At 64.0% G+C, this 19,914-nt stretch carries 22 protein-coding genes; 3 read left to right on the top strand and 19 right to left on the bottom strand.

The genetic code is table 11. The features are described 5' to 3' along the window. The first annotated feature begins 189 nt into the window (after positions 1–189). A complete protein-coding gene (locus tag D477_RS08095) occupies positions 190–1,458 on the top strand; it encodes an AI-2E family transporter (RefSeq protein ID WP_424580005.1) in 1,269 nt (422 codons plus the stop codon). A gap of 3 nt (positions 1,459–1,461) precedes the next feature. Here the strand turns inward: D477_RS08095 and D477_RS08090 are convergent, their stop codons facing one another. Then, the gene (locus tag D477_RS08090) at positions 1,462–1,791 is read right to left on the bottom strand and encodes a hypothetical protein (RefSeq protein ID WP_005268538.1); all 330 of its coding nucleotides are present in this window, start codon (positions 1,789–1,791) and stop codon (positions 1,462–1,464) included. A gap of 57 nt (positions 1,792–1,848) precedes the next feature. Here D477_RS08090 and nucS point away from each other — a divergent pair, with 57 nt between their 5' ends. Both nucS and D477_RS08080 read left to right on the top strand, forming a co-directional pair. Further along, a complete protein-coding gene (gene nucS, locus D477_RS08085; RefSeq protein ID WP_005268537.1) occupies positions 1,849–2,544 on the top strand; it encodes an endonuclease NucS in 696 nt (231 codons plus the stop codon). A 256-nt stretch (positions 2,545–2,800) separates the two neighbouring features. Continuing rightward, the gene (locus D477_RS08080) at positions 2,801–3,004 is read left to right on the top strand and encodes a cold-shock protein (RefSeq protein ID WP_005268536.1); all 204 of its coding nucleotides are present in this window, start codon (positions 2,801–2,803) and stop codon (positions 3,002–3,004) included. Between the two features lie 69 nt (positions 3,005–3,073). Here D477_RS08080 and murA read toward each other — a convergent pair whose 3' ends face one another. The 18 genes from murA to rho all read right to left on the bottom strand — a co-directional run. Then, positions 3,074–4,375 carry a UDP-N-acetylglucosamine 1-carboxyvinyltransferase gene (murA, locus tag D477_RS08075; protein WP_005268535.1) on the bottom strand — a complete coding sequence of 434 codons (1,302 nt, stop codon included), beginning with the start codon at positions 4,373–4,375 and terminating at the stop codon, positions 3,074–3,076. Between the two features lie 81 nt (positions 4,376–4,456). Next, positions 4,457–4,888 carry a DUF2550 domain-containing protein gene (locus tag D477_RS08070; protein WP_005268534.1) on the bottom strand — a complete coding sequence of 144 codons (432 nt, stop codon included), beginning with the start codon at positions 4,886–4,888 and terminating at the stop codon, positions 4,457–4,459. Between the two features lie 18 nt (positions 4,889–4,906). After that, entirely contained in the window at positions 4,907–5,194 is a 288-nt protein-coding gene (locus D477_RS08065) for a F0F1 ATP synthase subunit epsilon (protein WP_005268533.1), read from the bottom strand. A 5-nt stretch (positions 5,195–5,199) separates the two neighbouring features. Then, positions 5,200–6,663 (bottom strand): F0F1 ATP synthase subunit beta, encoded by a 1,464-nt coding sequence (gene atpD, locus D477_RS08060; RefSeq protein ID WP_005268532.1) that lies wholly within the window; start codon positions 6,661–6,663, stop codon positions 5,200–5,202. A 67-nt stretch (positions 6,664–6,730) separates the two neighbouring features. Further along, positions 6,731–7,624, bottom strand: coding sequence for a F0F1 ATP synthase subunit gamma (locus D477_RS08055; protein WP_005268531.1), 894 nt, complete (start codon positions 7,622–7,624; stop codon positions 6,731–6,733). A gap of 90 nt (positions 7,625–7,714) precedes the next feature. Continuing rightward, positions 7,715–9,352: a F0F1 ATP synthase subunit alpha gene (atpA, locus tag D477_RS08050; protein ID WP_005268530.1), complete on the bottom strand. Its 1,638-nt coding sequence runs from the start codon at positions 9,350–9,352 to the stop codon at positions 7,715–7,717. Positions 9,353–9,456: 104 nt separating this feature from the next. Beyond that, complete coding sequence (locus D477_RS08045) at positions 9,457–10,272, bottom strand: F0F1 ATP synthase subunit delta (RefSeq protein WP_005268529.1); 816 nt, start codon at positions 10,270–10,272, stop codon at positions 9,457–9,459. After that, positions 10,272–10,835, bottom strand: coding sequence for a F0F1 ATP synthase subunit B (locus tag D477_RS08040; protein WP_005268528.1), 564 nt, complete (start codon positions 10,833–10,835; stop codon positions 10,272–10,274). The genes D477_RS08045 and D477_RS08040 overlap by 1 nt, the downstream gene beginning before the upstream one ends. Positions 10,836–10,881: 46 nt before the next feature. Further along, positions 10,882–11,085 carry an ATP synthase F0 subunit C gene (gene atpE, locus D477_RS08035; protein WP_005268527.1) on the bottom strand — a complete coding sequence of 68 codons (204 nt, stop codon included), beginning with the start codon at positions 11,083–11,085 and terminating at the stop codon, positions 10,882–10,884. A gap of 67 nt (positions 11,086–11,152) precedes the next feature. After that, positions 11,153–11,959: a F0F1 ATP synthase subunit A gene (gene atpB / locus D477_RS08030; protein ID WP_005268526.1), complete on the bottom strand. Its 807-nt coding sequence runs from the start codon at positions 11,957–11,959 to the stop codon at positions 11,153–11,155. A gap of 85 nt (positions 11,960–12,044) precedes the next feature. After that, complete coding sequence (locus D477_RS08025) at positions 12,045–12,305, bottom strand: AtpZ/AtpI family protein (RefSeq protein WP_150110048.1); 261 nt, start codon at positions 12,303–12,305, stop codon at positions 12,045–12,047. After that, a complete protein-coding gene (locus D477_RS08020) occupies positions 12,295–12,804 on the bottom strand; it encodes a hypothetical protein (protein ID WP_043846161.1) in 510 nt (169 codons plus the stop codon). The genes D477_RS08025 and D477_RS08020 overlap by 11 nt, the downstream gene beginning before the upstream one ends. A gap of 103 nt (positions 12,805–12,907) precedes the next feature. Further along, positions 12,908–13,906, bottom strand: a complete 999-nt coding sequence (locus D477_RS08015; protein WP_005268523.1) for an MraY family glycosyltransferase — start codon at positions 13,904–13,906, stop codon at positions 12,908–12,910. Then, positions 13,903–15,717: a polysaccharide biosynthesis protein gene (locus D477_RS08010; protein ID WP_005268522.1), complete on the bottom strand. Its 1,815-nt coding sequence runs from the start codon at positions 15,715–15,717 to the stop codon at positions 13,903–13,905. The genes D477_RS08015 and D477_RS08010 overlap by 4 nt, the downstream gene beginning before the upstream one ends. Then, positions 15,714–16,466, bottom strand: a complete 753-nt coding sequence (locus D477_RS08005) for an L-threonylcarbamoyladenylate synthase (RefSeq protein WP_005268521.1) — start codon at positions 16,464–16,466, stop codon at positions 15,714–15,716. The genes D477_RS08010 and D477_RS08005 overlap by 4 nt, the downstream gene beginning before the upstream one ends. A gap of 19 nt (positions 16,467–16,485) precedes the next feature. Beyond that, positions 16,486–17,331, bottom strand: a complete 846-nt coding sequence (gene prmC, locus D477_RS08000) for a peptide chain release factor N(5)-glutamine methyltransferase (protein ID WP_005268519.1) — start codon at positions 17,329–17,331, stop codon at positions 16,486–16,488. A gap of 5 nt (positions 17,332–17,336) precedes the next feature. Next, positions 17,337–18,416 (bottom strand): peptide chain release factor 1, encoded by a 1,080-nt coding sequence (gene prfA, locus D477_RS07995; RefSeq protein WP_005268517.1) that lies wholly within the window; start codon positions 18,414–18,416, stop codon positions 17,337–17,339. 146 nt (positions 18,417–18,562) lie between these two features. After that, a partial coding sequence (gene rho, locus D477_RS07990) for a transcription termination factor Rho (RefSeq protein WP_005268516.1) occupies positions 18,563–19,914 on the bottom strand: 1,352 nt, incomplete at its 5' end.

Here is a 19,914-nt window from a genome sequence, read left to right as displayed (position 1 = left end):
CGCGGAGCATGCCGCACGCCGGCTGGCCGCTGCGGACCAGGGGTCAGTGTTTATAACCCTATGGTAACGAATTGCCTGTTAGAGTGCGTTGTCGGCTGTCCCCCGCTGCCAACCCACAAGGGACAGCTTGGATAATCGTTCGCACACACTTCTCCCGCCGCTGCGGGCTGACGGAACAGGGCAATTCGCGTGACCGAGCATGAGGACCAGCCTGCCGCACAGCAGGCCACGGGCGACCCCGCAGCACCAGAAGGCGGGACTCCCCTTCCGGCGCCGGCGCGACGAAGGTCCGTCCTGCACGCACTTGGGCGGCTGGGGGCATCCATTCCCCGTGCCCAGCCGCGAGTGCGCTTCGAGATGCCGCCCGAGACCCAGGCGCCGGTGGACGAGGAGGCGGTCGCCGCAGCTGTGGCCAGCCAGGGCGCCGTGCACCACCCAATCCACTTCGGTTTCATGGCCACGGTGGGCGTGGGTCTGGCCCTGCTGCTGTATTTCGTCCTGACCAATGTCGGACAGCTCCTGGGCTGGATCGCCGCAGCCTTGTTCATCGCGCTGGGCTTGGATCCCGTCGTCCGCTGGCTGGAAAGCAAAGGCCTGCCGCGGCCGGCAGGCGTTGTCGCCGTCGTCCTTGCCTTGGCGGGCTTGCTGGCCGCATTCTTCTCGACGCTGATCCCGACTATTGTCAACCAGACCACTCAAATCGTGGCCAACGGACCGCGGTACGCCGACGAATTCCTCAACTCGCAGCTCTTCCAATCCATCGACCAGCAGTTCCAGGTCCGCACGCGGGTGGAGGACGAGGTTGCAAAGTTCTTCGACAATTCCGAAGCCATCACCGGCATTTTCGGCGGGGTGCTGGGGGTCGGCAGCGCCGTTCTCCAAGGAGCCTTCGGCGCCCTGATCGTGCTGGTTCTGACCTTGTATTTCCTGGCCTCGCTGCCGGCGCTGAAGATCTGGGCGTACCGCTTGGCCCCGAAGTCCAAACGCCAGCGGGTGCAGGCGCTGGCCGAAGAAATCACCGGCAGCGTGGGAAGCTACGTTATCGGCCAGGCCTGCGTTGCGCTGATCAACGCGACGGTCGCGTTCATTGCGATGAGCATCGCGGGCGTGCCTTTCAGCGTGCTGCTGGCGTTCCTCGTCGCACTGCTGGCCTTCATTCCGCTGGTGGGCGGCATGATTGCCGGAATCATGGTTTCGCTGGTCGCCCTGACGGTCGGCTGGCAGACTGCGGCACTGTTCGCCATCATCTATTTCGCCTACCTGCAGTTCGAAGCCTACTTCGTCTCTCCGCGCATCATGCAGCGCGCCGTGGCAGTGCCGGGTGCTGTGGCAGTCATCGCGGTGATCGCCGGCGGTTCGCTCATGGGCGTCCTGGGCGCGCTCATGGCCATCCCCGCGGCCGCCGCAGTCATGCTGCTGCTGAAGGAAGTCGTGATCGTCAGGCAGGACCGGAACTGATACCTACCGGCGGTAGCGGAAGCTGCGGGTTTTCCAGCAGTGGTGGTGCCAGTGCCGCCGTTCGGACAGCGCGGCGTCGGCGCCGAACAGCGAGTCCTCCCGCCACGCCACTACATGCTCTACGCCGGGAGCAATGATGAGTCCGCAGCCCGGACAGATGTAATCCTTCACGGCGTTCCTCTGGGTGATCCGCCTCACGTTCCACTCGCCGTCGGGTGCACTCTGGCGCTCCGGAATGCCGAACCTGGCACGCTCCAGATCAAGCTCCGCGCCGCGGTTCCACTTGCCCGAAGCCTGGCCTGAACGGCGGCGCGGTCGGTTGGAGCGGGGCATAGGCCCATTCTGCCCGCCTCCACGGGAGCGGCCAAACTGGCGGTAAGGTGGCCTACTGTGCGTCTCGTTATTGCCCGTTGCTCTGTTGACTACATCGGCCGGCTCCGCGCCCACCTGCCGTTGGCCACGCGGCTGCTGATGGTTAAGGCCGACGGATCGGTCCTGATCCATTCCGATGGCGGCTCCTACAAGCCGCTCAACTGGATGAGCCCGCCTGCCACGCTACGGGTGAGCGATCCGGTCGACGGCGAACATCCCGAGGGCGTCACCGAGGTCTGGAATGTCCAGCATGCCAAAAGCGACGACCGCCTGGTGATCAGCATCCATGAGCAGCTGCATGAATTCAGCCATGAGCTGGGTGTGGATCCCGGCTTGGTCAAGGACGGCGTGGAAGCCGACCTGCAGCGCCTGCTCGCCGAACAGATCCACACCTTGGGCGATGGCTATACCCTCGTCCGTCGCGAGTACATGACTGCCATCGGGCCGGTGGACATCCTGGCCCGCGATGCCGATGGGGGCACCGTCGCCGTCGAACTCAAGCGCCGCGGGGACATCGACGGTGTCGAGCAGCTGACGCGCTACCTCGAACTGCTCAACCGCGACCCCCTGCTGGCCCCGGTCAAGGGCGTGTTTGCCGCGCAGCAGATCAAGCCCCAGGCCCGCGTGCTGGCAGAGGACCGCGGCATCGATTGCCTGACACTGGACTACGACGCCATGCGGGGAATCGACGACCGGGAATCCAGGCTTTTCTAGCCCCCAGTCCCGGGCAGCGAACTTTCGCTTAACAATAGGTTGAATGACGCAAATGACCGTTGACCTGCCCATACGCCTATGTGATGCTTAGAGCAGTCTTTGTGTAGGTGAGTTTTTCATGCTCGCAAGACATTGTTGCGAGCGTGAAGCTCCTCAAACGCTTCGGCAGCCTGCCGGATCCTGAGGTCTTCCGTGGAGTAACCAGGACCGGTATAAGGTGTGCCGGTCTGAGAAGTACCGTTATGAGGAGAAATACATGGCACAGGGGACCGTCAAGTGGTTCAACGCTGAAAAGGGCTTCGGCTTCATCACTCCGGATGATTCCGAGGGCGATGTTTTCGTTCACTACTCTGAGATCCAGACCGGTGGATTCAAGACCCTGGACGAGAACCAGCGCGTGAGCTTCGAAATCGGCCAGGGCGCCAAGGGCCCCCAGGCCACGGGCGTGACCGTCATCTAGTCCCGCAATAGCTTCCGGCGCTCAGCCGGCCAGCAGGCAGCCTCCCGGCGCACCGGGAGGCTGCCTCAGTTAACGGAGCAACCCGGCCTGGGCCAGCGGATCCGGCGCTTGGCCCCGCCGTTCGACGGTTGCCCCCAGCGATCGGAGCTTCGCATCGAAGTCTTCGTATCCGCGGTCAATATGGCCCACTCCCCTGACTTCGGTGACCCCGTCTGCCACGAGGCCGGCGATAACGAGCGCCGCTCCGGCACGGATGTCGTTGGCCTCGACTGGCGCGCCGGAGAGCTCCGGGACACCTTTGATCAGGGCGTGGTGGCCGTCGAGCCGGACAATGGCACCCAAACGCGCAAGCTCATTCGTGAAGCCCCAACGTGCCTCGAAGACGTTCTCCGTGACCATTCCGTTCCCGTCAGCGACTGCGTTGAGCGCGACCACGAAAGGCTGCAGATCCGTGGGGAACCCAGGGTATGGCAACGTGGACACGTTGATCGGCGCCGGGCGTCCCGATCCTTCCACAACGAAACCGTCCTCCCGCGGAGTCACCGTACAGCCAGCCTGCTCCAGCTTGTCCAGCACAACGCCGAGGTGCGAGGGGTCGGCCTTGCAAATATCGATCCGGCCGCCGGTGACTGCGGCGGCAAAGGCCCACGTACCGGCCACAATCCGGTCCGGTACTGTCCGGTGGGTCACAGGGTGCAGGCGTTCGACGCCGGTAATCACCAAGGTGGGCGATCCGATGCCTTCGATGCGCGCGCCCATCGACACGAGCATCTGGGCGATGTCCGAGATCTCGGGTTCGCGTGCGGCATTGTCGATCGTTGTGACGCCGTCGGCGAGCGTTGCCGCCATCATGAGGTTTTCGGTCGCGCCTACGGAGGGGAAAGCCAATCGGTGGTGGGCTGCCTTCAACCCGTCCGGTGCCTTGGCCACCAGGTAGCCGTGGTCGATGACGATCTGCGCACCCATGTGCTCCAGCCCGCCACGGTGCATATCCAGCCCACGGGAACCGATGGCGTCGCCTCCGGGCAACGCGACTTCGGCCTGGCGGCAACGCGCCACCAGCGGTCCCAGAACGGAAATGGAGGCACGCATGGCGCGCACCAGATCATAGTCCGCCTGGTGAGCAGGTTCGGCGGGGACGTCGATATGCACCGCCGCCTCTCCGACGTCGTACTCCACGCCGCAGCCGAGCCTGCGCAGCAGTTCGGCCATGATCCAGACGTCCTGGATATTCGGGACATTCGTGATGGTGGACTGTCCCTCAGCCAGGAGCACGGCCGCCATCAGTTTCAGGACGCTGTTCTTCGCCCCGGCTACATGCACCTGTCCGGACAGAGTGCTCGGCCCGGTGACCACGATGACGTCTTCCATTCTGTCCATCCTAATCAGCGCTTCCGGTTATTAAACAAAAGCGGCCCCCATGGGGAGCCGCAGGGTATGGCTGGTGCCGGGTCACCGCCAGGTTCCGATGCCGATCACCGGGCCGGCCTCCAGCCAGGAAGACAGGCCGGCGTACACGTCGAAGTTCATCGCCAGCAACAGCTCCTGCTCTTCATGCTTGAGTATCACCACGATCGCACCCGGTTGGATCTTCGGCCGTTCTTCCTCAGTGGGCTGGCGCCAGCCTTTGAGCTCCAAGGCGCTGCGCCTGAACTTGTATCGTGGACGCGGGCTCAGCGAAAACAGCCTAAGCCATTCCAGGTGCTGGTCCGCATAACGACAAACCCCCATTTGCCAGCTGCCGGGCAGCAGGCAAATGGAGGCGTCGAATGTTCCCAAGGCGCGCCGCAGTTGGTAGCGGCGCATCCCAAAGGCCAGCAGCGCCAGGATGAGCAGCACGAACACTGCCATGAGGACAACGAACGCGACCGATAGCTCGTTCACTGGCGCCGCTAGCAGGACCTAGGCCGTGGCCAAATCGTTGACCGTGGCGTTGTCGGCCACGATCACAACACGATTGCTGTCCACGGAGAAGAACCCTCCGTCGACAGTGACGTTGATCCGGTCACCGTTGACGGGCTGGATTCCCAGCTCCCCGGCCGCGAGGATGGCCAGCACCGGAGCGTGGCCGGGCAGGATCCCGATCTCGCCGTCGGCAGTGCGCGCCTTGACCAGGGACGCCGCGCCGGACCACACGAAGTGGTCCGCCGCGACAATCTCAACTTCCAGCTCAGCTGTTTCGTTAGCCATCGGCTCTACTTACCAGTCTGTTCCTGGATCTTGGCCCAGTTGCGCTCCACATCGTCGAGCCCACCCACGTTGAAGAAGGCCTGCTCTGCGATGTGGTCCAGCTCGCCGTCGCAGATCGCCTTGAAGCCTTCAACGGTGTCCTTGATGGACACAGTCGAACCCTCGACGCCAGTGAACTGCTTGGCGGTGTAGGTGTTCTGGGACAGGAACTGCTGGATGCGGCGGGCACGGGAGACGACGATCTTGTCTTCTTCCGAGAGCTCGTCGACGCCCAGGATCGCGATGATGTCCTGCAGTTCCTTGTTCTTCTGCAGGATCTGCTTCACGCGGATGGCCACGTCGTAGTGCGCCTGGCCAATGTACTGCGGGTCCAGGATGCGCGAGGTGGAGGTCAGCGGGTCGACCGCCGGGTACAGGCCACGGGAGGCGATTTCACGCGAAAGTTCCGTGGTCGCATCCAGGTGGGCGAAGGTCGTCGCCGGAGCCGGGTCGGTGTAGTCGTCAGCGGGCACGTAGATCGCCTGCATGGACGTGATCGAGTGGCCCTTGGTCGAGGTAATGCGCTCCTGCAGGAGACCCATTTCATCGGCCAGGTTCGGCTGGTACCCCACAGCGGAAGGCATGCGGCCCAGCAGGGTCGACACTTCGGAACCGGCCTGGGTGAAGCGGAAGATGTTGTCAATGAACAGCAGCACGTCCTGGTTCTGCACATCGCGGAAGTACTCCGCCATGGTCAGTGCGGACAGCGCCACGCGCAGACGGGTTCCCGGCGGCTCATCCATCTGGCCAAAGACAAGGGCAGTGTCCTTGAGAACGCCGGCTTCTTCCATTTCGACCCAGAGGTCGTTGCCCTCACGGGTGCGCTCACCCACGCCGGCGAAGACGGAGGTACCACCGAAGTTGCGCGCCACACGGGTGATCATTTCCTGGATCAGCACGGTCTTGCCGACGCCGGCACCGCCGAACAGGCCGATCTTTCCGCCCTTGATGTACGGAGTGAGGAGGTCGATGACCTTGATGCCGGTCTCGAGGATCTCGGTCGAGCTTTCGAGGTCGGCGAAGCTGGGCGCCTTCCGGTGGATCGGCCAGCGCTCGGTGACCTCCAGCTGCGACTCCGGCATGTCCAGGGGCTTGCCCAGCACGTTGAAGATGTGGCCCTTGACGCCGTCGCCAACGGGAACGGAGATCGGAGCACCACTGTCCTGGACAGCGGTACCGCGGACCAGACCGTCGGTTGCCTGCAGCGAAATGGCGCGGACCAGGTTATCGCCCAGGTGCTGCGAGGTTTCGAAGGTGATGGTGTGGCTTTCGCCGTTGAGGGTGACCTCAGCGGTGAGCGCATTGTAGATTTCGGGGATCGCGTCGGCCGGGAATTCGACGTCGACAACCGGGCCGATGACACGGGCAATACGGCCAGTGGCGCCCGAGGCGACGGAACCGGTTCCGTGCTCGATGGTTTGGGCAGTCATCTCTCTCACTTCTCAGTTAGATGGCGTAGTTAAGTTTACGGTCTGATGGAGTACTTCGATGCGGCGGTCAGGACGCGGCCAGCGCGTCCGCGCCACCGACAATCTCGGTGAGCTCCTGCGTGATCTCCGCCTGGCGGGCGTTGTTACGCAACCGGGTGTACTTGTTGATGAGTTCCGTGGCGTTATCGCCGGCCGACTTCATCGCACGCTGGCGGGCGGCCAGCTCGCTGGCAGCAGCCTGCAGCAGTGCGGCAAAGATGCGCGATTCGATATACCGCGGCAGCAGGGCGTCGAGCACCTGCTCCGGCTCCGGCTCGTACTCGTACAGCGGCAGCAGGTCCGATTCCGAGGCAGCTTCCTGCTCGACAACCTCGAGCGGGAGCAAGCGGATGACCGTCGGCTCCTGCGAAACCATGGACTTGAAGCGGGTGTAGACCACATGGATCTCATCAACGCCACCCTCTTCGAAGGCGGTGTTGAAGTCCGCAAGCAGCGCATTGCCGATTTCCCGTGCGACTTCGAACTCCGGGTTGTCGGTGCTGCCGGTCCACACCTGCTGGTAGTCGAGACCGCGGAAGTCGAAATACGCCTGGGCCTTGCGGCCAACGAGGTAGTGGCGGACTTCCTTGCCTTCGCCACGGAGCAGTTCCGTCAGCGATGCAGTCTGCTTCAGGATGGACGCCGAGTAGGCTCCAGCCAGACCGCGGTCGGAGGTCAGCACCAGCACTGCGGCCCGCCGGATCTGCTCCGGTTCGGTGGTCAGCGGATGTTCAATCTCGGACTGCGAGGCCACAGCAGAAACGGCACGGGTAATCGCATTGGCATACGGCAACGAAGCAGCCACCCGGCTGCGGGCCTTGCCAATGCGCGAGGCAGCGATCAGTTCCATCGCCTTGAAGATCTTGCGCAGCGAGGAGGTCGAGGCAATCTTCTGGCGGTAGACCCGAATCTGGGCTCCCATACTTTTCCTTTCCTAATTCCCCCCGGAGGGCGGGGACCCGATGCTGCCTTGCGGCACATGGGCGTCCCCGCACCTGCCGGTGAAAACGAATTAGCGCTTCTGCCGGACGATCTGTTCCTGGTCGACGGCATCCTGGGCCAGAGCGTCGTACTCCTCATGGCCGGCGCCAACGAGCTGGTTGTCACCCTCACCGAAGAAGCCCTGCTTGAACTCGGTGATCTGGGACTTCAGCTCGTCGAGAGTGGAATCCTCGAGCACGTTGGTCTGGGCGATGGTCGTCAGGACCTGGGAGCGGTGGCGCAGGTGCTCCAGGAACTCCCGCTCGAACCGATTGATGTCCTCGACCGGAACGTCGTCCAGGTAGCCGTTGGTGCCGGCCCAGATCGAGACGACCTGGTCCTCGACGGGGTACGGCGAGTACTGGCCCTGCTTCAGCAGTTCCGTCAGGCGGGCGCCGCGTTCGAGCTGCTGCTTCGATGCAGCATCCAGGTCGGAGGCGAACATGGCGAAGGCCTGCATGTCGCGGTACTGGGCCAGCTCGAGCTTCAAGGTGCCCGAAACCTTCTTCATCGCCTTGACCTGTGCGGCGCCGCCCACGCGGGACACCGAGATGCCGACGTCGACAGCAGGACGCTGGTTGGCGTTGAACAGGTCGGACTGGAGGAAGATCTGGCCGTCCGTGATGGAGATGACGTTGGTCGGGATGTAGGCCGAGACGTCGTTCGCCTTCGTTTCGATCAGCGGCAGGCCGGTCATCGAGCCTGCACCGAGCTCATCCGAAAGCTTGGCACAGCGCTCAAGCAGGCGCGAGTGCAGGTAGAAAACGTCGCCCGGGTAGGCTTCGCGTCCCGGCGGGCGGCGCAGCAGCAGCGACACGGCGCGGTAGGCCTCGGCCTGCTTGGACAGGTCATCGAACACGATCAGTACGTGCTTGCCCGAGTACATCCAGTGCTGGCCGATGGCCGAGCCGGAGTAGGGCGCGAGGTACTTGAAACCGGCCGGGTCGGAAGCAGGCGAGGCCACGATGGTGGTGTACTCCATCGCCCCCTTCTCCTCCAGCGTCTTGCGCACGGCTGCGATGGTGGACGCCTTCTGGCCAATTGCCACATAGATGCAGCGGACCTGCTTGTTGACGTCGCCCGATTCCCAGTTGGCCTTCTGGTTGATGATCGTGTCGATCGCAATGGCCGACTTACCGGTCTGGCGGTCGCCAATGATCAGCTGGCGCTGGCCACGGCCGATCGGAATCATGGAGTCGATGGCCTTCATGCCGGTCTGCAGCGGCTCGTGAACCGACTTACGCTGGGTCACGCCCGGCGCCTGCAATTCCAGTGCACGCCGGCCTTCAGACTCGATCGGGCCCATGTCGTCCAGCGGTTCGCCCAGCGGATCCACAACGCGGCCGAGGAAGTTGTCGCCCACGGGGACCGACAGGACCTCACCGGTACGGTGGACTTCCATGCCTTCTTCGATACCGGTGAACTCACCGAGGATCACGACACCGATCTCGCGGGTGTCGAGGTTCTGGGCCAGGCCCAGGATGCCGTTCTCGAAACGCAGCAGCTCGTTCGACATGGCGGAGGGAAGGCCCTCCACGCGTGCGATGCCGTCGCTGGCGGTCGTTACGCGGCCAACTTCAACGCGCTCGGCGGTCCCGGGTTCGTAGGACGCCGCGAACTCGTTCAGTGCATTACGGACGTCATCGGCATTGATGGTCAATTCGGCCATCTGCAGTCCCTGCTCTCCTATGTTGCGATCGCCGCACCTGCGGCAACCTGTGTGTATATCAGTCTGTGTTGAGGCCGTAGGCCAGCCGTCCCTTGAGGGAGCGGCTAGACCGCGAGCTTCCGGCGAAGTTCGGCCAACCGTGTGATGACCGATGAATCGACCACTTCATCCCCGACCTGGACGCGGACGCCTCCAACCAGTGATGGGTCGACGTTGACATTGATCTTCAGCTCGCGGCCATACAGCCGGTCGAGACCTGTCTGCAGGCGCGAAAGGCGATCCTGGGTCAGCGGACGGGCTACGCTGACTTCAGCGATCCAACGCCGCTGGCGCTTGGCGACAAGCTCGACAAAGCGCTGAACCAGCGTCGTCGGCTTCAGTCCGCGCGGGGCGGACACGGCCTGGCTGATCAATACCTGCGCCTCCGGACCGGCGTGCGGAACCAGCTTGAGGGCTAGCTGCACCTTGGCCTCGGTCGATGCCTGGGGCTCCGAGAGGGCTCGCTGCAGATCGTGGTCCGCATTGACTGCCCTGATGAAGCTGAACAGGTCGTTCTCCAGACCTTCGAGTCCGTCAAGGCCTGTGCCCTTGCTCTCCGCGACTGCGATGGCAGTGGTCGCCGCGAGGGTTTCCAGCGCATCTCCAATGTCACGTGCTGAAGCCCAACGCGAAGCAGCAAGACCCTCGACGACGATCCGGGCATCAGCCGAGACCTTTCCGCCGATAAGGTCGGAAACCAGACGGGCCTTGTCTTGGCCTTCGCGTGCGGGGTCAGTCAGGCTACGGCGCAGCCCAGCATTGCTGTCCAGCAGGCCCAGGATGGCAAAGAGTTCCTCTGCCAGGGACAGTGGAGCCGTCGGCAGTTTGGCCTCAAGATCCTGCTGTGCCGCTTTCAGTGACTCGCTCGATACACCTGCCATTAGTTCGCAGCACCTGCACTCTGGGACGCCGGTGCAGCCGTCTCAAGGTCGGCCAGGAAACGATCCACGACACGGGCGGCGCGGGCATCGTCGTTGAGGGACTCCCCGACGATCTTGCCGGCCAGTTCGGTGGCAAGCACGCCCACTTCGCTGCGCAGCGAAGTAACGGCGGCCTGGCGCTCGGCTGCGATCTGCACCTGGGCCTGTTCGCTGATGCGGGAGGCTTCGGCAGCGGCCTTCTCTTTCAGGTCCGCCAGGATCTGGGCGCCTTCGGCACGTGCATCCTCACGGATGCGGTTGGCCTCGGTGCGGGCATCAAGCAACTGCTGCTTGTACTCGTCCAAGGCGGCGCTGGCTTCGGCCTGGGCGGCCTCTGCCTTGGCAATGCCGCCTTCGATGGCCTCGGCACGCTCTGCATAGGTCTTCTCGAACGCCGGGACGACGTACTTGACGACAATGAACATGAGCAGGGCGAAGCCAAGCAGCGTAACCAGGATTTCCCAGATGTTAGGGACCAGAGGATTCGCACCCTCTGTGGCGGCGAGGATTACTGTCTCATTCATATCTCACCCGTCCTATCTACTCGGTTTGGAAAGTGCGCGGTGCCGACTAGAGGACGAACGCGAACACCAGGCCGAGGATAGCCAGAGCTTCGGTCAGTGCCAGACCCAAAAAGGCGATCGGCTGCAGCACGCGCTGGGCCTCGGGCTGACGGGCAACACCATTGATGTAAGCAGCGAAGACCAGGCCGACACCGATGGCACCGCCAATGGCGGAGAGACCGTAACCTACGAGGTTGAGATTGCCTTCCATTATTTTCCTTTCAAGATGCCCGTGACGGGCAGGTTGTTTGGTTCAGGAGCATCCCCAGCGGGGAATTCTAGTGTTCCTCGGCCAACGAGCCTTGGATGTAGATCGCGGTCAGCAGGGTGAACACATAGGCCTGCAGGACCTGGATCAGGACTTCGAACATGAACATGCCGACGCCGCCGGCAAGGGTCAGCACGCCAAGCGGCTTGATCAGCGCCGCGCCGTCCATGAGCAGGAACTCGGAGCCTGCGGCCGCCAGCATGATGATCAAGTGGCCGGCCAGCATTGTGGCGAACAGACGAAGGCTGTGCGTGACGGGGCGCACCAGGAAGGTCGAAATGATTTCGATGAGGACGACCAGCGGCAGGATGGCCTTCGGAACACCGGAGGGCACCACAGCGAGCTTGAAGTAGGCAATGCCGTGCTTCTTGATGCCCAAAACAATCCAGGTGATGTAGACGATGCCGGCCAGCGCGTAGGCGGTGCCGACATGCGACGGCGTAGGCAGCTGCAGCAGCGGGATGGAGCCGAAGAGGTTGTTGACCAGGATGAAGAAGAACAGTGCGAACAGCAGCGGCACGAACGGCTTGTAGTCCCGTTCACCGATGATGTCCTTGCCCACCGAGTTGCGGACGAAGTTGTAGCTCATCTCGCCGAGGAACTGCAGCTTCCCGGGCACGAGCTGCCGCCGGCGCGAGGCAGCGACGAAGAACCAGGAAATGAGTGCGACGGACAGCAGGATCAGCAGCATCTGCTTGCCGAAGCCTGTGCCGTATTCGGCGCCCCAAGGAAGGATCTCGGGAAGATGCATATCTTCGAGGGTGGGTGGGACGAAGCCACCTTCATCAGCGGCCGCCGGAAGCGCAAGCGCGATCAACGCGTTTCCTCTCTGCAGTGTCCATCATTGGGCGTTTCAGGGTGGACTGCCGACGCGGCACACCACCATATGAAGTTGTTGGCATTTAGTTGTTGTTTCCCCGGCCGTCCCCATGGCGGCGCCGTGCGCTGCGCGTGAGGTTGTGTTTCCGGGCCAGATAGTATCCCCCGCCGGCGCCTAGAACGGCTCCGACGATGAACAGCCAGCGGGTATTCAACAGATAGTCCAGCCCCCACCCTATCAAACCCCAGGCGATGATCCCGCCAATTATGTAGGTGAGAAGGGTGTTGCCACCTTGGTACTCCTGGCCGCCGTTTCCGTTGCCTGCGGATGGTTTAACCGGCATGGCGCCCATCCTTCCGCGGAGCTCCATTCGGGGTGCTTGCCTGGTCGTCATAGATCTGGTAGCGGACACGCGAGAAGGCATGGACTTCAGCCACCTGCCACACGACCACCGCTGCGACTGCGGCGATGAAGAACCAGGTCGTATCCAGCCATTCAGGTGTGCCGATCAGGAACAAAGCGGCGCCGAATCCGACAACTTTGAGGATGTAGGTGGCAATAAATGCACCGATGGCACCGGAGGGATTCCGTTGACCGACGACATGCCCAACCAGGAGGCTGATACCGAAGAACACCACAACCAGTGCTGCTCCGAGCAACGCGCTCAACGCTGCGCCTCCACCGGACATAACCGTTCCGAGAGCCATGACCACGACGGTTGCCGCACCTGCTGCTGCGGCAGCCTTCGCGAGGATCCGCAGCCAAGGAGAAGTCGTGGGACCTGCTGCTCTAAGCGACGCAGCGCCCACGGCACGTCGGCCGTTGGATTCGCGTGCGTTCATAGCTGTCCGTCCAGAGGTGCGGGAGGGGGGAGACCGATCTTTCGGCCAGAAGAATTCTACATGAGATAGAAGTTCCTTGGAGCCAACGGTCCGTCTGCCCCTCTCAGGCGGTTGACCGCTCCTGCAAACGGCGGAAAATCCGGGGGGAACGCAGATAGAAAACGAGGACAGCGACGCCCGCTGCCAGTGCCGCGGCCTTCACCGGGAGGGTTCCTTCGGCTGCGATTAAACCGCAGATTCCAGTCAGCACGGAACACACCGTTACCACGAGGGCTGACTGCAGATGGGACAGGCCGGCATCCGTCAGGCGCTGGTACACATGCTGTCGGTGCGGAGTGTACCAGCGCTCCCCCGCGCTGATGCGCCGCAGCAGGGTGGTCATTGTGTCCGCCAGGTAGACCGCCACCGGGCCCAGCAGCATTTCCGGATGGACTCCGTGCAGGAACGCCGCCACACCCGTCACGGCGAGCGATCCGCCCAAAAGGTAACTTCCGACGTCGCCCAGGAAATTGCGGCCGGAGAAATTCCACGGCAGAAAGGCCGCGAATGCAGCTGCCACAACCACGCCCGCCGACACCAGCCATGCCAGGCCCGTCATCCCCCCGGCAACGGCGAAGAGGCCTCCGGCTGCCAAACCATGCAAACCGGAAATCCCATTGACCCCGTCCATGAAGTTGGCAACGTTGATGTACCCGGCAATGGCAATGGCCCCCAGCGGCACCCACCACCATGTCGAATCCGCTAGCCGCACCAGCATGGCCGTAGCCGCCGCCCCGATGCCCAGCTGCAGCAGGAACCGGGCCAGGATCCCCAGCCCGCGGAAGTCCTCGACCCAGCCGAGCAACGCCGCAGCCAGCGCTGCCCCGCCGAGCGCAGCCAACACGGGCACGCCCTGTCCGGATCCCAGCAACATCGCTGCCAGCAGGCCGCCCGCGACACCGGCAGCCACGGTGATGCCCATGCCGCGGACTACGGCTTCAGTGTGCGACGACCTCTCGTTCGGGATGTCGAGCACGCCGAGCCTGAGCAGGATGGGCTTGAGCAGGACAGGCAGGATCAGGCTGAGGACGAAGGCCACTGCAGCAGCCACCAGGTGGGTCACTTCGCCGTCTCCGCTACGTCCCCGGAGGCGGCCAGATGCTGGCGGTTCTTCCACTCTTCGAGTGACATCTGGACGGGGTTGAGGGCAGCGATGCAGGCGTGGGAAATCTTGGGGTGCAGCGGCCTCGAATCGTCCTCGCCGGCGCCGATGAGGTCCTCATGCAGCTTCTCGCCCGGCCGCAATCCGGTGAAGACAATGTCGACGTCCTTGCCGGACATGGCGATCATGCGCTGCGCTACATCCAGGATCCGCACCGGCTCACCCATGTCGAGGATGAGCACCTCGCCCCCGCGGCCGATGGCACCGGCCTGGATCACCAACTGGCAGGCTTCCGGGATCGTCATGAAGAACCGTGTGGCGTCGGCATCGGTGACGGTAACCGGCCCCCCATGCCGGATCTGCTCGTTGAACAGCGGCAATACGGAGCCGCGGCTGCCAAGGACGTTGCCGAACCGCACCGAAACGTACTTCAGGCCCGACTCGCGGGCCACCCAGGCGGTGATCTTCTCCGCGACCCGCTTTGAATGGCCGAGGACCGTGGTGGGATTGGCTGCCTTGTCGGTGGAGATATTCACGAACGTCTGCACGTTGGCGGCACGCGCTGCGTTGAGCACGTTCAGTGTGCCAAGGACATTGGTTTTCCACGCCTCTTCCGGATATTGCTCCAGCAGGGAGACATGCTTGAGTGCAGCGGCATGGAAAACCACCTCCGGCTGGCGGTCGAGGAAGATGTCCGACAGCGCTGTCGCGTCCCTGATGTCGGCCAGCACGGTGTCCTTGCCGTTGAGCAGTCCCCGTCCGGTCAGCGAGATCTGGGTGGTCTGCAGCCCGGTTTCGTCACGGTCCAGCATGATCAGCTCGGCAGGCTCGAAGTCGTTGATCTGGCGGCATAGTTCGGAGCCAATGGAACCTCCAGCACCGGTCACCAGCACACGCTTGCCTTTGACGTAGTCTGCAATTTCGTCGACGTGGATGTCCACCGGCTGGCGGCCGATCAGGTCTTCGATGGCGACCTCCCTGAACGAGAACTCCGAGCCGCCGGTCAGCATGTCCTTCAGCGGGGGCACAACCAGGACCTTGATGTTCAAGCCGACCACGACGTCGGAAATGCGACGGACTTGCTTGGCGTCCACGTTGGCGATCGCGATCAACAGCACGGTGGCGTTCGTCCTGGCCACGATGTCCGGCAGGTCTTCCATCCTGCCCAGCACCGGCACGCTGGCGATGCGCAGATGCTTCTTGGCCGGATCGTCGTCGATCAGTCCTACCGGCAGCCACGGAGATTCCGGGTCACTGCTCATCCGGGTCACGATGGACTTGCCGACGAACCCGGCCCCGTAGACGAGCGTCCTGGCCGCCTGGTCCCCCGGCTTGGCCTTGCTCTCGACATACATCCGCTTCACGTAGCGGATGGCGGCCATGAACAGGCACGCGAAGGGGAAGGCAATCAGGCCCGTGCCGCGGGCAATGCTCATGGAGATACCGAAGAACAGCAACGCCACTGTCAAGATCGCCGAGACCGAGACCGTCACAATGACCAGCAGCTTGGCTTCGTGGAAGCTGCCGAAACTGTAGCGGCCCTTGTACAGGGCGAACGCCGAGCCCACCGCGAACTGTGAGGCGATGGCAATGCCGCACAGTACCAAAATGCCCGGCAGCCGCAGTCCGCTCAGCTGCATCTCGTAGCGCAGGTACACCGCGAGCACGATCGCGACGATCCAGGCGAACGAGTCCAGCAGGAACTGTGACCAGAGCCAAAGGGCGCGGTCGCTGCTGGCGGTCCTGCCGTGGGCGGGAATGCTTCGGCTCATGCCCGGGCTGTCCCGTCCTGCGGGAGCGGTTCCGCTCCGCCGTCTTCCGGCCCCTCCGCCTCCGTCTGCTGCTCCGGCAGTTCTTCACCCAGCCCAAGGATTCCGGGGACGACTTCGCGCAGCTGCTCGAGGCTGAACGTGCCCTCCCGGACCACGCGCAGCGGCGTGGACGTGCAATCGACGATGGTGGAAGGCACCGCTGAAGTGCCGGCGTCTCGCGCGCCGGCCTCCAAATACACCTCAACCGACTCACCGAGCTGGGCAAAGGCTTCCTCGGCAGTTTGTGCGGCCGGCCGTCCCGTCCGGTTGGCCGAGGATACGGCCAGCGGTCCCGTCAGCGCCAGCAGGTCCAGAGCAATCCGGTCATCCGGCATGCGCAGGGCCACGGTGCCCTTGGTCTCCCCCAGGTCCCAGGTCAGCGACGGCTGCGCATGGAAAATCAGGGTCAGGCCGCCCGGCCAGAACGTATCCGCAAGCCGCCGGGCATCTTCGCTGATGTCCACGGCCAGTCCGTCCATGGTCTGCGGCCGTGGAATCAGGACCGGTGGCGGCATTTTCCGGCTGCGCCCTTTCGCAGCCAGAAGCGTGGCGACGGCCTGCGGCGAAAAGGCGTCAGCGGCGATCCCGTAGACGGTGTCAGTGGGAATCACGACGCACTGTTTGCTGCTGATGGCCGTCTGGGCGGCGGCAAGTCCTTCGCTCCGCTCGGCTTCGTCCTGGCAGTTGAATGTGGGGGTCACAGGGTTCATTCTTTCATTCGTGGCGTGGTTACCGCCTGATTGCGGCGGTGGCGCGCTCTCGTCCGGTGAGATCGGAGACTGTGGCAATATCGTTCCAGCAGCCGGCGGCCGCGAGCAATTTGGACACAGCGGCGGCCTGGACTTCGGCATGCTCCATAATGAAGTACCCGCCGGGCTTCAGCAGGCGCGCAGCGCTGTCCGCTGTCGCACGCGGAAGTTCCATGCCGTCCACTCCCCCGCCGTACAAGGCCAGCTCCGGGTCATGTTCGGCCACTTCCGGATCGACTGGCACCGCATCCGGCGGGATGTACGGAGGGTTGGAAACAACGACGTCGAACGTTCCCTCATGTTCGGAAAGTGCGGTCCGCAGGTCCCCCCTGACCAGGGTTACACCCAAAGGCTGCAGGTTTCGCTCCGCCCAGGCGTAGGCCAGCCCGCTCAGCTCCACCGCATACACGTCGGCTCCCGGCACCTCATCAGCTACCGAACCGGCAATAGCGCCGGAACCGGTGCCCAGGTCGACGACCTTCGCCCCCGCCACCCGACGTGCGGCGTCGATAGCGTGCTGGGCCACGGTTTCCGTTTCCGGCCGCGGAACGAAGACGCCCGGGCCAACGGCCAGTTCCAGGTGGCGGAAGTAGGCCTTGCCCGTGATGTGCTGCAGGGGCACGCGGCGGGCGCGTTCCGACACGAGCTCCGCCAGCCCCTCCGGTTCCGGAGCTCCGGTGAGTGCCAGGACCCGAACCCGTCCCGCCGATTCGCCCAACACATGCGCGGCCAGCAGCTCGGCGTCCACACGCGGGCTTGGAACGCCGGCAGCGGCCAGGAGCCGGGCGGCCTCCGCCAAGGCCTCGGCCAGACTTGCAGCAGCCACCGCCGTTAGTGGTCCTCGCCCAGTGCCGCCAGCCGGGCCTCTTCGTCCATTTCGATTGCGGACTGGATGACCGGTTCCAGCTCCCCGTTCATGACCGCGTCCAGGTTGTAGGCCTTGTAGCCGGTCCTGTGATCCGCGATCCGGTTCTCCGGGAAGTTGTAGGTCCGGATCCGCTCCGAGCGGTCCATCGTCCGGATCTGCGACTTGCGCGCCTCGGAGTTGGCCGCGTCGATCTGTTCCTGCTGGTGGGCCAGCAGCCGTGCCCGGAGCACACGCATGGCTGCTTCCCGGTTCTGGATCTGGGACTTCTCGTTCTGCATGGCGACGACGATGCCGGTGGGCAGGTGCGTGATGCGCACTGCCGAGTCGGTGGTGTTCACCGACTGGCCGCCCGGACCCGAGGACCGGTAGACGTCGATCTTCAAGTCGTTCTGGTGGATCTCGACCTCTTCGGGCTCATCCACTTCGGGCAACACCAGCACGCCGGCGGCGGAGGTATGGATGCGGCCCTGTGATTCGGTAACGGGCACGCGCTGCACCCGGTGCACGCCGCCTTCGAACTTCATGCGCGCCCACACACCCTCGGCAGGATCGTTGGAGGAGCCCTTGATCGCCATCGAGACGTCCTTGTAGCCGCCAAGGTCCGATTCGGTCGCCGAGATGATCTCGGTCTTCCAGCCGCGGTTCTCCGCGTAGCGGGCGTACATGCGCAGCAGGTCCCCGGCAAAAAGCGCGGCTTCGTCGCCGCCTTCGCCGCCCTTGACTTCGATGATCACGTTGCGGGCATCGTCCGGGTCCCGCGGAATCAGCAGCCGGCGCAGGCGCTCCTGGGCTGCCTCAAGGTCGGTTTCCAGTCCCGGCACCTCCGCGGCGAACTCCGGATCCTCGGCCGCCATCTCACGTGCGGCACCCAGGTCCTCGGTCAGCTGCTTCCACCGGTTGTACGCCTCGACGATTCCGTTCAGCTGGGCGGACCGCCGCCCCAGCTTGCGCGCCAGCGCCTGGTCGGCATAAACAGCCGGATCGCTCAGCTGCTGCTGCAGCTCGGCATGCTCTTCCAGCATGCCCTTGACGGACTCAAACATCTCAAAACCCCTTCGGCTTCTACAACAAGTCTAAATAACGACGGCGCCGGCGCGGGACGCCGTTAAACGACGAGGCCGCCCAGAAGTTTCCGGCCCGGGAGTGGCATCGGGCCTACCGGAGCCGGAAACTTCTGGGCGGTACCCAGCTACTTGTCGTTGTCGGACTTCGAGCCCAGCGTGGTCTTCTGGACCTGCATCAGGAACTCGACGTTGGATTGCGTGTCCCGGATCTTGTTGGTCAGCAGCTCCAGGGCCTGCTGCGTGTCCAGGCCGGACAGCACGCGGCGCAGCTTCCACATGATCTTGACTTCCTCAGCCGAGAGCAGGTTCTCCTCGCGGCGGGTGCCGGACGCGTTGACGTCCACCGCCGGGAAGATCCGCTTGTCGGCCAGGCTGCGGGAAAGCCGCAGTTCCATGTTGCCGGTGCCCTTGAATTCCTCGAAGATGACCTCGTCCATCTTGGACCCGGTCTCCACCAGCGCGGTGGCGAGGATGGTCAGCGAACCGCCGTTTTCGATGTTGCGGGCAGCACCGAAGAAGCGCTTGGGCGGGTACAGCGCGGACGAATCCACGCCGCCGGACAGGATGCGGCCGGAAGCCGGAGCCGCCAGGTTGTACGCGCGACCGAGGCGGGTCATCGAATCCAGCAGGACCACGACGTCCATGCCCATTTCCACCAGGCGCTTGGCACGCTCGATGGCGAGTTCGGCCACCGTGGTGTGGTCATCGGCAGGCCGGTCGAACGTCGAGGCAATAACCTCGCCCTTGACCGTCCGCTGCATGTCGGTGACTTCTTCCGGCCGCTCGTCGACCAGCACCATCATGAGGTGGACCTCGGGGTTGTTGATGGTGATGGCGTTGGCGATGGCCTGCAGGATCAGCGTCTTGCCGGCCTTCGGCGGGGACACGATCAGGCCGCGCTGGCCCTTGCCGATCGGAGCCACCAGGTCGATAACGCGGGGGCCAATCTTCTTCGGCTCGGTCTCCAGGCGCAGGCGCTCCGACGGGTAGAGCGGAACCAGCTTGGTGAAGTCGACACGGTCCTTGTTGTCCTCGGCCGGCTTGCCGTTGACCGAGGTCAGGCGTACCAGCGCGTTGAACTTCTGCCGGCTGTTCGGGTTCGGATTCTCGCCGTCCCGGGGCGCACGGATGGCACCGACGACGGCGTCGCCCTTGCGCAGGTGGTACTTCTTCACCTGGGCGAGCGAGACATAGACGTCGTTCGGGCCGGGCAGGTACCCGGAAGTGCGAACGAAGGCGTAGTTCTCCAGGACGTCCAGAATGCCGGCGACCGGCAGCAGTACGTCGTCGTCCGAAATCTCGGTGTCATCGACATCCGGCGAGCGATCCCGGCCGCGGCGACGCTCGTTCCGGTCACGGTACCGGTTGTTGCCGGCGTCACCGTCGCGATCGCGGCGGTTCCGGCTGCGGCGGTTGCGGTTGCGTCCGCCGTCCTCGGCGTCGTCCCGGGTGTCGGCGTCGCGGCCGTCACCGTCGC

Origin of the sequence: Arthrobacter crystallopoietes BAB-32 (assembly GCF_000328305.2) — a bacterium.
GTDB lineage: Bacteria > Actinomycetota > Actinomycetes > Actinomycetales > Micrococcaceae > Crystallibacter > Crystallibacter crystallopoietes_A.
Note: the sequence above shows the minus strand (reverse complement) of the source record. Positions and strands in the feature narration are given on the sequence as shown.